Annotated in this window: 15 protein-coding genes; 4 read left to right on the top strand and 11 right to left on the bottom strand. The window is 38.1% G+C overall.

Annotated features, from left to right (window positions below; genetic code table 11):
• Window positions 1-157 precede the first annotated feature (157 nt).
• Together WAE64_RS03410 and WAE64_RS03405 are read left to right on the top strand one after the other, a co-directional pair.
• Entirely contained in the window at window positions 158-742 is a 585-nt protein-coding gene (locus tag WAE64_RS03410; RefSeq protein ID WP_340234607.1) for a Crp/Fnr family transcriptional regulator, read from the top strand.
• 79 nt (window positions 743-821) lie between these two features.
• Window positions 822-1,397: a DinB family protein gene (locus WAE64_RS03405; protein WP_340234605.1), complete on the top strand. Its 576-nt coding sequence runs from the start codon at window positions 822-824 to the stop codon at window positions 1,395-1,397.
• 53 nt (window positions 1,398-1,450) lie between these two features.
• On the opposite strand, the gene recJ is transcribed toward WAE64_RS03405, so the two are convergent.
• From recJ to nusB, 11 genes are all read right to left on the bottom strand, one after another.
• Window positions 1,451-3,172, bottom strand: coding sequence for a single-stranded-DNA-specific exonuclease RecJ (gene recJ / locus WAE64_RS03400; protein WP_340234600.1), 1,722 nt, complete (start codon window positions 3,170-3,172; stop codon window positions 1,451-1,453).
• A 37-nt stretch (window positions 3,173-3,209) separates the two neighbouring features.
• A complete protein-coding gene (locus tag WAE64_RS03395) occupies window positions 3,210-5,354 on the bottom strand; it encodes a 3-hydroxyacyl-CoA dehydrogenase NAD-binding domain-containing protein (protein WP_340234598.1) in 2,145 nt (714 codons plus the stop codon).
• 176 nt (window positions 5,355-5,530) lie between these two features.
• On the bottom strand, window positions 5,531-5,998 hold the full coding sequence (locus WAE64_RS03390) for a nucleotidyltransferase family protein (RefSeq protein WP_340234596.1): 468 nt from the start codon (window positions 5,996-5,998) through the stop codon (window positions 5,531-5,533).
• A gap of 161 nt (window positions 5,999-6,159) precedes the next feature.
• The gene (locus WAE64_RS03385; protein ID WP_340234594.1) at window positions 6,160-6,522 is read right to left on the bottom strand and encodes a DUF1304 domain-containing protein; all 363 of its coding nucleotides are present in this window, start codon (window positions 6,520-6,522) and stop codon (window positions 6,160-6,162) included.
• 27 nt (window positions 6,523-6,549) lie between these two features.
• On the bottom strand, window positions 6,550-7,455 hold the full coding sequence (locus tag WAE64_RS03380; RefSeq protein WP_340234592.1) for a S66 peptidase family protein: 906 nt from the start codon (window positions 7,453-7,455) through the stop codon (window positions 6,550-6,552).
• A 152-nt stretch (window positions 7,456-7,607) separates the two neighbouring features.
• Window positions 7,608-7,913 carry a DciA family protein gene (locus WAE64_RS03375; protein WP_340234590.1) on the bottom strand — a complete coding sequence of 102 codons (306 nt, stop codon included), beginning with the start codon at window positions 7,911-7,913 and terminating at the stop codon, window positions 7,608-7,610.
• A gap of 121 nt (window positions 7,914-8,034) precedes the next feature.
• Window positions 8,035-8,688: a YbbR-like domain-containing protein gene (locus tag WAE64_RS03370; protein ID WP_340234588.1), complete on the bottom strand. Its 654-nt coding sequence runs from the start codon at window positions 8,686-8,688 to the stop codon at window positions 8,035-8,037.
• A 64-nt stretch (window positions 8,689-8,752) separates the two neighbouring features.
• On the bottom strand, window positions 8,753-9,031 hold the full coding sequence (gene yajC / locus WAE64_RS03365; RefSeq protein ID WP_340234586.1) for a preprotein translocase subunit YajC: 279 nt from the start codon (window positions 9,029-9,031) through the stop codon (window positions 8,753-8,755).
• Window positions 9,032-9,064: 33 nt separating this feature from the next.
• Complete coding sequence (locus WAE64_RS03360; RefSeq protein ID WP_340234584.1) at window positions 9,065-9,550, bottom strand: DUF1573 domain-containing protein; 486 nt, start codon at window positions 9,548-9,550, stop codon at window positions 9,065-9,067.
• Window positions 9,551-9,576: 26 nt separating this feature from the next.
• Window positions 9,577-9,897, bottom strand: a complete 321-nt coding sequence (locus WAE64_RS03355) for a YtxH domain-containing protein (protein ID WP_340234582.1) — start codon at window positions 9,895-9,897, stop codon at window positions 9,577-9,579.
• Between the two features lie 94 nt (window positions 9,898-9,991).
• The gene (gene nusB, locus WAE64_RS03350) at window positions 9,992-11,131 is read right to left on the bottom strand and encodes a transcription antitermination factor NusB (protein ID WP_340234580.1); all 1,140 of its coding nucleotides are present in this window, start codon (window positions 11,129-11,131) and stop codon (window positions 9,992-9,994) included.
• A gap of 323 nt (window positions 11,132-11,454) precedes the next feature.
• On the opposite strand from nusB, the gene WAE64_RS03345 reads away from it, so the two are divergent.
• Together WAE64_RS03345 and WAE64_RS03340 are read left to right on the top strand one after the other, a co-directional pair.
• The gene (locus WAE64_RS03345) at window positions 11,455-12,948 is read left to right on the top strand and encodes a S41 family peptidase (protein ID WP_340234578.1); all 1,494 of its coding nucleotides are present in this window, start codon (window positions 11,455-11,457) and stop codon (window positions 12,946-12,948) included.
• Between the two features lie 122 nt (window positions 12,949-13,070).
• The gene (locus WAE64_RS03340; protein ID WP_340234576.1) at window positions 13,071-14,531 is read left to right on the top strand and encodes a S41 family peptidase; all 1,461 of its coding nucleotides are present in this window, start codon (window positions 13,071-13,073) and stop codon (window positions 14,529-14,531) included.
• Window positions 14,532-14,673 lie beyond the last annotated feature (142 nt).

Below are 14,673 nucleotides of genomic sequence, written 5' to 3'. Positions count from 1 at the left end.
TACTACTTTATTACAAAGTGCCAGAGTGTAGTGGAAATGGTTGTATGAAGGAAAAATATTTTTCAGATAATTTCATAGTCAAGCATAATTGTTTGTGCTAAGGTAAGTAAATTGCTCATTATTATTGCCACAGAATTAACATGACTACCCAACATTTATGCCTGACGCTCTCATACAATTAAAACAACTGGTTTCGGCTTTCAGTCCTTTAAGTGATACCGACTGGGAAGATTTTTCGAAACTATGGAAGCCCTTTTCAGCTAAGCGGAAAGAGATTATCACGGCTATGGGCGAGAAAGAGAAATATCTGTACTTTGTAGTAGAGGGCGTGCAAAGAGTGTATTACTTTGATGAACAAAACCGTGAAGCAACTTTGGTTTTTACCTACAATCCATCTTTTGGTGGTGTACTTGATGCTTTGTTGTTACAAACCGAATCAAGGTATTTTTATGAAACCCTTACTCCCTCAGTGTTTCTACGAGCATCGTTCGCCGATATTCAGGTACTTATGCAAACCAGACAGTCTATTGAAATACTTATCAGGCAAGGAATCACACATACATTATCTGGCGTATTTACTCGTCTGGTAGAATTGCAGTGTTACTCATCAGAAGAGCGTTTTATGCAATTACTGAAACGTAGCCCTCATATTCTACAATTAGTACCGCATAAATATCTGGCCAATTATCTAGGGATTGATGCTACCAATTTCAGTAAACTTATAAACAAAATACGGATTTAGGAATCTTGGTATTTGCCAAGATTTTTATCGGTGAGGCTTAGCAATTTTGCATCATAATCAGTCACAAACATCTAAAAACATGAGCAAAGTTGATAAAATACAATTTCTGGAAGTTTTAGAAAACGAAGTAGAACAACACCTTAAGATAGCTATACACACTTTTCAAAACCTGAATGAGGCAGTTTTATTACAAACACCCAATGACGGCGGCTGGAGTATTGCCCAATGTTTTGAACACCTCAACAGTTATGGACTCTATTATTTGCCGCAAATCAAAAATGGTTTAGACAATCATGCAAAACACTCTTTAAGCGATTCTTTTAAGAGCACTTGGTTAGGTACCTATTTTACCAAAATGATGCTGCCTTCTAATACCAAAAAATACAAGGCATTCAAAGGACACATACCGCCAGTAAACCTTCATGCACATGCTGTGCTGGCAGCGTTTATTGAACAACAAGAAACATTGCTGAGTTACCTGAAACAAGCACGAAATGTTGATTTAGATAAAATACGTATCCCGATTTCTATTACTAAATGGGTAAGACTGAAATTGGGAGATACCTTTCAGTTTATTATTGCTCATGACTCACGACATATACAGCAAGCACAGAGAGTGCTGGCCGAAATTGGCAATTATCAGAAAATGAGTTAAATCTACTTAAGTGTCTGTTAACCAATTATATAGCTAACAGACACCCAATCGATTTAGTTATAATATTTAATATCTTTCAACATCAATTGTAGCGTTGTTTTGTTGTTGAAAGTATTTTCTTCAACCTGGTAAGCAACTTTGAAATACTTTTGTTCGGTCAGTTTTCGGTAATGTTCCTCAACCATACCAAAACCGACAGCTGTAAAAATAGCCCCCGTTTCTTCTTCAAAAAGCTCTAACTTTAAGTGCTTTTCTTTCATGATACGAGGCGTATATTTTAAGGTAAGGTTTTCTGTTACAAAAACAGGTTGCATATTTTCGGGGCCAAAAGGTGCCATCTGGTTGATAATACGGAAAAACTTAGGAGATATATCGGCCAGCCTGATTTTTAAATCTATACTTACAACCGGAGTCAGTTGCTCGTCAGTAATATATTTCGATACAATTTTATCAAACTCTTGCTGAAATGGCAGAATATTATCAATAGCGAGGGTCATACCCGCAGCGTGCTTATGCCCGCCAAACTGCTCTAACAAATGCGAACACTCTTCAATAGCCGCATATAAATCAAACCCAGATACCGACCTTGCCGAACCGGCAGCCATAGCCTCTTTGGTTTTGGTAAAAATAATAGTAGGCCGATAATATTTCTCGATACAACGGCTGGCTACAATACCTATTACCCCCTTGTGCCAGTCTTCTCTGTAAAGCACTGTGCTTTTAGCCGTATTTGCCAACCATTCATTTTCTTCAATCATGGCCAGTGCCTCTTCGGTTATGCGGGTGTCGTGGCCACGGCGTTCTAAATTATGTTTTTGTATCTCGTGGGCAAACTCAGTGGCTTCGTCAAAGTTTTCAGATAGCAAGAGTTTTACCGAAGCCTTGGCATGTTTAATACGCCCTGCAGCATTGATACGTGGGCCTAAGATAAACACCACGTTTTCGATGGTCATGTTGCTTGTAAAACCTGCCACATCTTTTAGCGCCTTTAAGCCTATGCTCGGATTTTCGTTTAGCTTCTTTAAGCCAAAATAAGCCAGAACCCTATTTTCGCCAGTAATAGGTACAATGTCAGAAGCAATACTTACTACGCACAAATCAATAAACTCATAGAGTTTTTCTATGGCAACTCCGTTTTTTATACAATAAGCCTGTAAGAGTTTAAAACCTACGCCATTGCCCGTTAGTTCTTTGTAAGGATACGCACAATCTTTGCGTTTCGGGTCAAGTACTGCTACTGCTTGGGGCAAATGTTCATCTGGCTCGTGGTGGTCACAGATAATGAAATCTATCTGGTATTGCTCTTTAGCTATTTTTACCTTGTCTTGCGCTTTAATGCCGCAGTCGAGGCAGATAATTAAAGAAACTCCCTGCTCGGCAGCAAACTCAATTCCTTGCAAAGATACCCCATAACCTTCGGTATAGCGGTCAGGATTATAGTATTCAATATTTGTATAAAAAGTACTTAAAAACCCATAAACCAATGCCACAGCGGTAGTACCATCTACATCATAATCGCCATAAATCAGAATCTTCTGATTTTTAGCAATAGCTTCTTCCAGACGTGCAACGGCCTTGGCCATATCGGCCATCAGGAATGGGTCATGTAGCTGTTGTAATTGTGGGCGAAAGAAGTTTTTTGCCTGTCCAAAATCATGTATTCCCCTTTGTACCAGCATACTGGTAAGGGTTTCTTCCACACTTAATTCTTTAGCTAATGATTTAACTATCTCACGGTCAGGAACAGGTTTATATGACCACCTCTTTTCAGCCATTTTTCTCTAATTATTCATAAGAGTTGCATTATTGCAACTATAAAGTTTTTACTAATTCTTTTTGTTGGCTTGTTAATCTGAATCTCTCTCCATAAGTATCAGCCAAACGATCACATTCTTTCAGGAATGTTTCTGTTCCTACAAAATCAGGGAAATTGAGTGTTCCACCTGCATAGGCTGGAAAACCCCAAGCTAATATCGAACCAATATTGCCATCTAATTTGGTAATAAGTACGCCCTCATCCATACATTTGATAGACTCTACTACCTGACGGTACAGCAAGCGTTTTTTTACTTCCTCAATATCCGGTTGGGTTTCTGCTACCGGAAAATATTCTGCGAGCCCTTCCCAAAGGTATTTTTTACCGTCGGCCGGGTATTCATAAAAACCTTTTTTGTTCTTTTTACCTAGTCTACCTAAGTCTTCAACCATCAGTTTGGTTACCTGATAAGTGGTATCATCTTCACCTAAAGCACCATCTTTAATAGCCTGCCCTGAGATTTTCAAGGCTAAATCAAGAGCTACTTCGTCAGAAACCGCCAAAGCACCAACAGGCATACCTGCATTTTTTCCGGCGTTTTCAATCAAGATTGGGTCAACGCCATCTTTCAATAAAGCAATACCTTCAGAAGTATAAGTACCAAAACAACGAGAAGTATAAAAGCCTCTTGAATCGTTGACCACTATCGGCGTTTTTCTGATTTTCTTTACATAGTCTACTGCTAACGCAACAGCGTAGTCAGAAGTTTCTTTACCACGAATCAACTCAACAAGCATCATTTTATCGACCGGCGAAAAGAAATGAATCCCAATAAAGTTTTCGGGTTTTGCTGATGCTTTTGCCAAGCCCGAAATCGGAAGTGTTGAAGTATTAGAGCCAAACACGCCGCCCTCTGCCAGCATTGGTTCAGCTTCTTTGGTAACAGTAGCCTTCAATTCACGGTTTTCAAAAACGGCTTCTATAATCAAATCGCAGCCTTTCAGGTCTTCGGCCGCATCGGTTGTTTTTATCAGGCTCAACAATTGTTCGCCTTTTTCGGCAGTAGTTTTTCCTCTTTCAATGCCTTTCTTTATCAATCCTCTCGAATACTCTTTTCCTTTTTCAGCATTTTCAAGGCTTACATCTTTCAAAACCACTTCAATACCCGCCATTGCCGATACATAAGCAATACCTGCACCCATAAAACCTGCTCCTAAAATACCCAATTTCTTTACCTCAGTTTTAGGTATATCTTTCGGGCGACTTGCACCTTTATCGGCTTCGTTTTTACCCAGAAACATCACCCCTATCAGGTTTTTAGCTTCTCTTGAAGTAGCGACTTTTACAAAGTATCTTACTTCTACTGCAATGGCTCTATCCATATTCACCTGCAAGCCTTCATACACACACGACAGAATCGCAATCGGTGCAGGATAATTCCCTTTGGTTTTATCCATAATCATGGCTGTACCGCCTGCAAAAGTACGCATCCCCGTAGGCGACTGTACATTGCCACCCGGTACTTTATAGTTTTCACGGGCTTTTATAGCCCCTGTTTTTTTATCTATCTCGTCCCAAGGTTGTATGGCATTCGGGTTAGCCAATACCCATTTAATGGCTTTATCCATTAGCTCTTCTCTGCTACTAGCCAAATCATTTACCATGCCCAGGCTGTGCGCTTCTTTAGGGTTTACTCGCTTACCTTCAACCATCAACATTAAAGCCTGCTCCATACCAATTATGCGAGGCAGGCGTTGAGTACCACCACCGCCAGGCAAGAGCCCTAGCTGTACTTCGGGTAAGCCAATTTGTGCTTTAGGGTTATCGAGGGCTATTCGGTAATGGCATGAAAGACAAACTTCATAGCCACCACCCAAGGCAGTACCATTTATGGCCGCAACTACGGGTTTGCCGCAGGTTTCGAGCCTACGGAATATATTATTAAAATCGAGCGAAAATTTATAAGTTTCAGCGGGGTCTTTATCGTTGTTTTTCAAAAGCATTTTCACATCAGCGCCTGCTATAAACTCGTTTTTTTCAGAGGTAATAACAATACCTTTTACCGATGGGTCGGCATAGGCATTTTGCAGGTGTGATTCAAATTCAGGAATAGAAATATCATTCAATACATTCATGGGCGAGGTGGTCATGTTCCAACTGATAATCGCCACATTGTTTTCAATTTTGTAATTAATTTCCATTTTAGGGTTGAATTATGAACCTATTTAAACTTTTTATTTGATGACGAAAATGGATGTTTTTTTGATTAGATGAAGGGAAAAACTGAGTTCGTAGTAGAATTACGAACGAAATTTTTCTCTGAAATATAATCAAAAAAGCGCCATTTGCAGGCCAAAGAAAAAAGTTTAAATAGGTTCTATGTGTATTGTACTATTTTATCTGCTTTTGCTAAATCTTTGTCTCTGCCGAAAAGACAAAATATCCGGTGTTGCTCCTTGAGATTTGGTATTCTGACTTTCACCTGATTTATCTCTAATTCAAAATACTCTTTTACAATTAGTTTTTGCCATTTATCTTCATGAAATACCTCTAAATTACCCATTACCTCCACCAGTGTTGTACCCCATTGAAAGCGTCCGAAATTAGAACGAAATTTATCTGCATCTTTAGTCCAATATGTGTCTACTTTATTTGCTTGCCAATGTTTTTTCAGAAAAGTAGCATCCCGATACGAGGTCAGCAAATCAATATCATCGCTTGTTTCCAGAGGGATTCCGGCTAGTATCAAGGCCGAACTACCAATGAGGTAGAATGGTTCTTGAAGATTCGATAAGTCGTCTGACAAAAAGGCAATTGATTGCTCTATTTTCGCTTTTATGTCCATCCTCAAATAAAGTATGCTTGCATACTGTTATGCAAATATAGAAAAATATGTAAGCTATTTTACCACAGTTTCTAAATTTTTAGCCGAAGAAAGTTTGAGCATATTTGAGACTTTCAGCCACAAATAAAATGGATTGCATTACAAAATTCTGAATGCTTTAATCAGGCAAATAACGTTACAAGCAAGGCAAGAATAGCAGGAAGAGCTTGCACTACAAAGATTCTTTTACTAGCCGAAATAGCACCATACGCTCCTGCAACGATTACACAGCCCAAGAAAAAGTAAGCAACATTTTTACTCCACTCTGGATTTTCGATAAGCAAAGACCATATTAAACCTGCTGACAGAAAACCATTGTATAAACCTTGGTTGGCAGCTAGTGAAACTGTTTTGGGGAATAACTCGGCAGGAAATGTTTTAAATACCTTTGGCCCTTTGGTTGTCCAGGCAAACATTTCGAGATATAAGATATAGATGTGCTCAAGGGCAACCAGACCAATCAGAATTTTCGACAGGATTTCCATGGGTTTTGTGTTTAAGATTATAGATTATTATTGAAATGTCAAGATAGTTTTCGTGATGCCAACTTCTAGCTTTGCGGCTCTCCCGCATGGCATAGACCAATTGACGGTATCGTGCCCAGATGGGAATCCGTAACAAACCGGATAGCTATAGTCGGACACATGCTCGGCAATGATTTCATAAGCAGTTTTGCCGAAAGGCTCATCATTTTCTTTATTATCGGTAAACGAACCTACAATCAATCCTTTCAGATTCTTTAGTTTTCCCGCACGTTTCAATTGTATCATCATGCGGTCTATGTTGTATAGATACTCGCCAACATCTTCAATAAATAGTATTTTGCCCTCCCAACTAATATCAGATACTGAACCTATCAGATGAGCCAATAAACAGAGGTTTCCTCCGGTTAATTGTCCTTCGGTTTCTCCATTTCTATCCAACTCATTAGGCTGTATCTCATAGCTCATGCCACTGCCAAACAAAAAAGGCTGTAAGGTTTTCAGCGAAAACTCATCTTTCATAAATGTTTTGGGCATAGGAGCATGTAAACTCTGAAAACCCAGCGACTGCACATGGCTATGCACAGCCGTAATATCTGAAAAGCCAATAATCCATTTAGGATTCTGCTTAAAAACTGCAAAATCTATATTATCTATAATTCGTGAGCTACCATACCCACCACGTGCCGAAAAAATAGCTTTTACTGAGGTATCATCAAGCATTTGCTGAAAATCTCTGGCACGTACTTCGTCGGTTCCGGCAAAACCATAATAACTGGCACTTACCGATTGGCCTACTACAACCTCTACACCCCAGTTATTTTGCATATAGCTAATAGCCCCCTGAATATCGTCAGGGTTTAGCTTACTGGCCAGTGCTATTATGGCTACCTTATCGCCTTCTTTTAGTTTTGGTGGAGCAATTAATGATTCCAAATTTGTTTCTGTTTGCTGATGTCTAATCTATTGCGTATGCCAATCTTAGTGTTAGGCAAATACCAAGCAGGCATTTTAACCTAAAACTATGTATGATTCAGGTACGAAAAGCAAATTAACAAATAAGTTATTGAAAATAGCGAAAGATGTGCTTACAAAAAAATTACGTCTTCAATTACCGCCTCACCTACATCTTTATTAACGATGTCAATCAGTTTGGTTTTTGCCATAAAAAGCTCCTGACGTAAAGGGGAAGAATCTATGCGTAGATATAAAACACGGTTTTTAACGTAGATTTCTTTGGTTCGAGAGGCGATAATTTTACCCATCATACGCTCCCAGAATGCTACAAGATAGGTCTCATTAAACTTCGACTTCAGATTAAAAGTCTTCAGAAATGCTTCTATGGCATCTTTCATAGGCGTAGCCTGCGAGCGACGTGAGGTTTCTGAGGGCATTTTAATGAACTTTTTAGATTGAAGAAAAAAATATCTGATGATTGAGTAAGAACAAACAATCATCAGATACTAAAATGATATAAATTTATGGATAATACAAATTAAGTTTCTGAAATCTGGCTTATTTCAACAATTCGGCTACTTCAAAACTTACAGCAGCGCTTTCGGCGTTGTTTTTTACCAATGATTTTTTCGGAAACGGAATCGTTATTTTCTCATCAAAGTTAACAGCCAGATTTTTAGCAGGTACTTTTAAGAAAAAAGTATCAGGGTACTCTTTTAACTCAGACGCAGGGCCTTCAACAATCACCTCGGCGGGTGTTATATTAATAAGGCTTGCTATCACAAAGTTTTTTTCTAAATCTACCCCCAGGCTGTCTACTTTCAGTTTCACTTTCTTTCTGTATTTTCTTTCGAAATTCAGTAAAAGTGTATCAGAGTCAACATAATTTATTTTTGAACCTTTCAACTGTGCTGAAAGACTCTCTTGTAAGGCTGATGAACTCAATTGCTTTTCTTTAAGTGGATTCTCGACCACATATATGAGTGGCGACGCATTTAAAGAAAAATTATCTCTTATTAAATTCCACCCGGTACTCGACAAACTCACCTTTACAGTTTTAGGCAAAGGCGTAATCGGAATATAGAGTGAATCGTTGTATATTATCTCTAAAGGATAATTCATCTTGCTTGTATAACCCGACTTATTGAGGGCATTTAGCAGCCAGAATATAGCGGCGGCCAAAAAACACAAGATTAATGTTTTAAAATTCATACAATTATAATGCTTGTATGGCGCTTATTCACTCAAAATTCTACTCTGAGTTGCCTATGGCCTTTTATTTCTTTCTTGCAACCGATGTTTTTTCAAAAGTCAATCTTGCACCACCGCCTGCCGAAATCGTTACGGTTGTTTCGTCTTTTGAAACTATTTTACCGTGTAACCCGCCGAAAGTAACAATCTCATCACCCTCTTTCAGTTCTTCTACCATTTTCTTCTGGTCTTGTGATTTTTTCTGTTGCGGACGAATCATGAAGAAATAAAATACGGCAATCATACCGACCATCATGATTATAGAAAACATTCCGTTTCCGCCTTGTGCTTGTAATAGTACCATTTTAAATAGTGTTTTGTTAAATTTTAGTGAGGGTTATTTTAGTATTTTTTTCATCTTGCTGAGTGCGGCCTGTAATGAGTCAGGAGTTCCTTTAGCCAATACCTCGGCCGTAAACGATAATACAGCTTGTGTAGGCACAGCATTAGAGGTAATGGTAACAAATTTCTTGTTTACACCTGCTTTGCCTAAGCTGTTGAAACGCACAATAATCTCGTCTTTCTGCCCTACTCCTACCGGAGCATCAGGTTTTGATGCTACCGTACAACCACATTGCACCTGTACGTCAAGAATTTGCAGAGGGCTTTTACCCACATTTTCAAACACAAATTTGTGTTCTACTATATCGCCTTCTTTAATTTTACCAAAATCGAAACTTTCTTCGGTAAACTTAATAACCGGAGCATTTTCAGCAACAGTCAGCGAATCTGCGGTATTACCTTTAGAATCAACAAGATTACACGAAAAATTAAGTCCTCCTAAAGTTACAACAGTAAATAGGGCTAAGAGTACTTTTTTCATTATTTTAAAATTAAACTTTTAGTGTATTAGTTTTTTGCTTTTATCTGATTCATCAAAGATTCAACATCTTCCAGTAATTTTTCGGCTTTCTGACGAGCCTCGCTTACTACTTTTTGCCCTTCGGCCTTAGCTGAACTATCGCCACCTACTACTTCCATGGCTACTTCGTCGCCTCTTTCAATCAAGTCATTGATAAATTTCTGTAATTGCTCACGATACCTTGATAAACGATATGACAGTTTATCGCGAGTGATTTCTCCTTTATCAGGAGCATATAAAACGCCTAGAGCGGCTCCTGTTGCTACACCTACTAAAAATGAAATAAATGTTCTTGATGAATTGCTCATAATACCCGTGTCCCGTGTGGGAGATTTAATAATGGATAATAATTTGATTCTTAATCTACCGCCAAAATTAAGATTTTAGCCAGTAAATTCAATATTATTTATTGTCTAGCATTCCTCGTCCGCTTTTACGGATTTTTCCGGCCTCTTTCAGTTCTTTCGAAAGGCTATCTAAGATACCATTCACAAACTGGCCGCTTTTCGGAGTACTGTAATCTTTTGCTATTTCAATTATCTCGTTGATAGTTACTTTAATCGGAATACTCGGATAATTAAGCATTTCAACCAAAGCCATTTTCAGCAATATCTGGTCTGTTTCTGAAATACGCTCAATCTCCCAGTTTTTCAACTTAGGTATCAGAACCTCTTCCAGTTCTTTTTCTTCAACAATACTTTTACGATACAAAGTTTGTAAAAAATCTTTTCTTTCGTCCCATTCCTGGTCTAAAAGAGCAATTTTAAATCTGCCATCTTCTACAAATGATTGAAAAGTATGGGTTATTGCCGCACGTAGCGTTTCTACGTCATCAATCCAATAAAGGTCTTGTTTTTCGAAATACTCCCACGTCAGTTCATTTTTCAGAACCACATTTTTAAGCATATATTTCAAAAACGCAAAGTCTTCCTCTAAAGTATGATTCTTTTTAGCGCAGTACTCAATATAATGTGCATTGCTACGTAATACCTCACGAAACAATTTTGCTACAATTACTTGCTCTGTGCTCCAGTTTACATTACGGCGGATAGCCTGTGTTTCGAGAAGTCTTTCCTGACGAAGTTTTTTAATTATCTGGTTGTCAGATAATTTAGATTGAGAAGCGGCGTTTCTTTCGTCTGCATCTGAGCGGTCAGCCAGCTCAATGAAGAGTAATAAGATTTGTAAATAAAGATCATAGACTTTTTCAGCCTCAAGTATCATTCTACCGGCATAGTGGTCAACATCTTTTTTGTTTTTAAGCAGAAAATAATCTTTGGCTTTTTCTACCGACATCAATACTTCTTTTGGCACATTAAAATCGTCTTCATCCTGACGAGAAAATGCTTCATGAAGCAGTTGTTGTCCTAATTTTTTGTATCCCTCTAATTTCTCACGATCCTGAAATTCCATTGAATTCAAATCTGGAGCAAAATCATCTGCAATGAGGTCTAATGATAATTGGAAATTCGCACCCTCAGCTTGTTTATAAGCATATAAGGCTTGCATCGCACGAATCCGTATGAGGCGTCTGTTAAGCATGGGCGTTCAAAGAACGAGTTTATTAAACCACAAAATTAATAAAAAAACAGCACACTGCCTAAAACCCATGTCCTGAATTTGTTATTTATTGATTTCAGAAGCATTCACAAAACAGCACTTTTAATATTATTTCAGCATAATTTTCGGCTTACTGCCACGTATAAGAAATATTAGAATAGTTATATAATATTTTAGCCAAATTTTCATTATAATATAACATCTGCCAGCACTAGCCGAGTAATAGGTCTTCTATGCATCTATACAAGGCAGATACTTGAAATAATCAGATTTTGCATTAGATTTGAAGAGAAATTCGGCCTGCTATGAAAAGAACGATTACTTACATTCTGACGACACTACTCTTTTTCGGTAGTTTTTTTGCATTTGCCCAGTCTTATTCGGGCGAGCAGATTAAAGAAGACCTGCATACCTTAAAGAACGAAATAGAGAAGTTCCACCCTGACCCATACAAGTACATTTCTAAAGAAAAATACCAGATTCTGCACGATTCTATAGCTGGCACTATCAAAGGCAGGCTTACACTGCGTGAAGCCTATTTTTCTCTTTTACCAATGGTGCAAGCCATAGGTTGTGGGCATACACACATGATGCTCGACCGCCGCCTGCTCACAAAAGGTAGTTCTTCGGCCGACAGACCAAAATATTTTCCGTTTAGTGTTCGCTTAATCAACGACCAGCTTCTGGTATCAAGAAATTATTCGGCCGACAAAAAAATTTCTCGTGGTACCGAAATCGTAGAAATCGACGGCCAACCCGTTAAAAAAATCATAGAAAGTTTAGAGAAAAAATCCTATTACAATGGCGACGGTATTAACCCAAACGCCCGCAAATACTATGCAATACGTGAGTTCAGAAAATTGTATTATTTGTGGAAAGGCGAGCAAGATGCCTTTGTGATAACGTATCGAAAACAAGGCCAAGAAAAAACAAAAACCTCTAAAATAGATGCGAAAGACACCTATTTTATGGAGAAAATGGTAGAGACAAGATACCCCGATGTAGACGAAGATACCACAGGAATGGTTTCTTACAAGGTTATTGATTCTACACAAAAAGTAGCTATGGTTGATGTGCGCTCGTTTATGTATGATTTTAACACCATGAGCCGAGGTAATTTTGAGGGTGAAACCAAAAAGATTTTCAGAAAATTGCAGGAAAATAAGATAGAAAATTTGATTCTTGACCTTAGAGGTAACTCAGGTGGTTTATTAGAGTATTCTATATTCTTGCTTCGCTATTTTACTAACCAACCCTTTGATGCTTATAAGCTGGGTTTTCGTGATGAAAGTTTGCAAAGGCTAAAGCAAGATTACAAAAAATATGATGGTGGCTATGCCCGAGAAGCAGCAGCAAGGCTCAATACTGAATTTTCGGTTCGAAACCAGGATGGCTTCTTAGAAAGTAAATATGCTCAGAAACAACGCCCACACGATGAGTTCAGGTACAATAAAAATGTCTATGTACTCATGAACGGCGGTACCTTTTCGGCGGCCGCACTTTTGGTCTCAAAACTACATAATATGGGTGTAGGCACTTATATTGGTATGAGTTGCGGTGGAGCTTATGACGGTTGCTCGGCAGCACAATTTTCAACTATTCAGTTGCCAAATACTGCTTTAGAAATTTCTCTGCCTCTGGGCCGCATTCTTTACAACGTAGATGCCAAAAAGTACGATAAACCCATATTACAGCCAGATTTTGAAGTAAGTGCCAATCTTGACGATTTCCTTAAAAACGAAGATACTGTCTTGAAATTCACTTTAAATCTGATTAAAAACAAGGTCAAAATCAGATAATTCACTTTCTTTCGTTAGTATATAATGCCGACGATTATTATCATCGTGTTTTCGCATTTTTTACTGGTATAACAATTACAAGGCATAGCCTAAGAGCTTTGTCAAAACGCCCAAAGTACTTAATGAAACAACTGCTCGTTCTGTTTTTTGCTTTTTTTAGTTTATATAGCCATGCCCAGAAACAAACATTTTCGGTAGAAGAGGTAAGAGAAGATATGGCCGTACTGAAACGAAAATTCGAGAAATTGCATCCGGGCATGTATCATTACAATACAAAACAGGAGTACGAAAAAATCTACGATTCGCTTTACAATAGCCTTACCCAGCCCCTTAGCTATCTTGAAGCCTACAAAGTATTAGCGCAATTGGTAACAGCCGTTGAAGATGGCCATACAAACATACGCTTTGATGCCAAACGCTTTAACGCAAAAAAGGTAAAATATGTACCTTTCTATCTGCGCAAAATTGAAGACCGATATTTTATCAGTTTAAATACGTCTCAGGATTCTACTGTTGTGCGGGGTTCGGAAGTTATTGCAATAAATAATGAGCGTATTGATTTGCTGATGCAAAAATTAAAAGTATTTGTATCGAGCGATAATGGTAACGAAGCAGTAAAAAATTATTATACTACAGGTCTATTTCCGAATTATTATTTAAGGCAATACGGCGAAATAGATTCGGTAACAATCACTTATCGTTTACCTTACGACAACAAAATTCTTAGAAAAAAATTGGCTTGCCTCAATACCGGACAAATCAATAAACTTTCTGAAACACGTTATAAAGCCTTTAAAAGGCCTAATCTTTCGGTAAAAGTTATAGATAGCCTTAACCGCATTGCTTTGCTTGATATAACAACATTCAGCATGACAGGCAAGTTTCTTGATTACGGTCAAAATAAATTTAAACGTGGGCTTCGTAACAGTTTTAAAAAAATCAAAAAACAAGGCATTGAGCATCTGATTATTGACTTACGAGCCAATGGCGGGGGTTATATACCGAATATATCGAGGTTACTGAAATACTTATCTCCTACCCCTTTTACTATTGTCGATACCGTTGCTTTTAAGAAAAGCGCCTATTTTTCTATTGTTAAACCCTATTACATAACCCCACCGCTTTTGTTCTGGTTGTGGTTTCCGAAACGCAAAGGAGAGTTTATGTATCGGGTCAATAAAGGCAATAATAATCAACAACCCGTAAAAAAAGAATTGGCTTATACAGGCAAAAGCTATTTCCTGACCGACCCAGGTTGTTATTCGGCTACTACTTTTACGCTCAACGTAGCCAAAGATTTGGGCATAGGGCAGGCATTTATTGGCCAGACAGTAGGAGGAGCTAGCTGGGGTAGTTTTGCCGGCACGTGGGAGAATTTCAAGCTACCAAATACCAGATATGTTATCCATACGCCTCTTTATAAAATTACCCACCGTTTACCAAATCAGGTAAACAAAGGCTTTTTTCTGGATTTAGACTATGAGGTAAACCGTAACTACCAGGAACTCATTAAAAACAATGCAAGTGTAATAGATTTTACGGTAGATATGATTCGTGCAAGCAAAGAAGCTAACCAGAGATAAACAGCTAAATTGTATTCATGAACTTATTTAGAATTATTTCTTTCGTTTAAATGCGTTGTTTTGGCTGCGCCTGCATCAAATTTGCTTCTTCAAAATTTTCGAATCATGAAAAAATTGTAACTTCGAAGGCAATTTAGGTATT

Source organism: Emticicia soli, assembly GCF_037860775.1.
Lineage (GTDB): Bacteria > Bacteroidota > Bacteroidia > Cytophagales > Spirosomataceae > Emticicia > Emticicia soli.
This window is presented reverse-complemented; position numbering and strand designations above follow the sequence as displayed.

What these genes read in the sequence shown, in the direction of transcription:
- WAE64_RS03405 (WP_340234605.1), top strand. Translation starts at nt 822, where the DNA reads ATGAGCAAAGTTGATAAAATACAATTTCTGGAAGTTTTAGAAAACGAA.
- WAE64_RS03410 (WP_340234607.1), top strand. Translation starts at nt 158, where the DNA reads ATGCCTGACGCTCTCATACAATTAAAACAACTGGTTTCGGCTTTCAGT.
- recJ (WP_340234600.1), bottom strand. Translation starts at nt 3,172, where the DNA reads ATGGCTGAAAAGAGGTGGTCATATAAACCTGTTCCTGACCGTGAGATA.
- WAE64_RS03360 (WP_340234584.1), bottom strand. Translation starts at nt 9,550, where the DNA reads ATGAAAAAAGTACTCTTAGCCCTATTTACTGTTGTAACTTTAGGAGGA.
- WAE64_RS03370 (WP_340234588.1), bottom strand. Translation starts at nt 8,688, where the DNA reads ATGAATTTTAAAACATTAATCTTGTGTTTTTTGGCCGCCGCTATATTC.
- nusB (WP_340234580.1), bottom strand. Translation starts at nt 11,131, where the DNA reads ATGCTTAACAGACGCCTCATACGGATTCGTGCGATGCAAGCCTTATAT.
- WAE64_RS03395 (WP_340234598.1), bottom strand. Translation starts at nt 5,354, where the DNA reads ATGGAAATTAATTACAAAATTGAAAACAATGTGGCGATTATCAGTTGG.
- WAE64_RS03375 (WP_340234590.1), bottom strand. Translation starts at nt 7,913, where the DNA reads ATGCCCTCAGAAACCTCACGTCGCTCGCAGGCTACGCCTATGAAAGAT.
- WAE64_RS03340 (WP_340234576.1), top strand. Translation starts at nt 13,071, where the DNA reads ATGAAACAACTGCTCGTTCTGTTTTTTGCTTTTTTTAGTTTATATAGC.
- WAE64_RS03385 (WP_340234594.1), bottom strand. Translation starts at nt 6,522, where the DNA reads ATGGAAATCCTGTCGAAAATTCTGATTGGTCTGGTTGCCCTTGAGCAC.
- yajC (WP_340234586.1), bottom strand. Translation starts at nt 9,031, where the DNA reads ATGGTACTATTACAAGCACAAGGCGGAAACGGAATGTTTTCTATAATC.
- WAE64_RS03390 (WP_340234596.1), bottom strand. Translation starts at nt 5,998, where the DNA reads ATGGACATAAAAGCGAAAATAGAGCAATCAATTGCCTTTTTGTCAGAC.
- WAE64_RS03355 (WP_340234582.1), bottom strand. Translation starts at nt 9,897, where the DNA reads ATGAGCAATTCATCAAGAACATTTATTTCATTTTTAGTAGGTGTAGCA.
- WAE64_RS03345 (WP_340234578.1), top strand. Translation starts at nt 11,455, where the DNA reads ATGAAAAGAACGATTACTTACATTCTGACGACACTACTCTTTTTCGGT.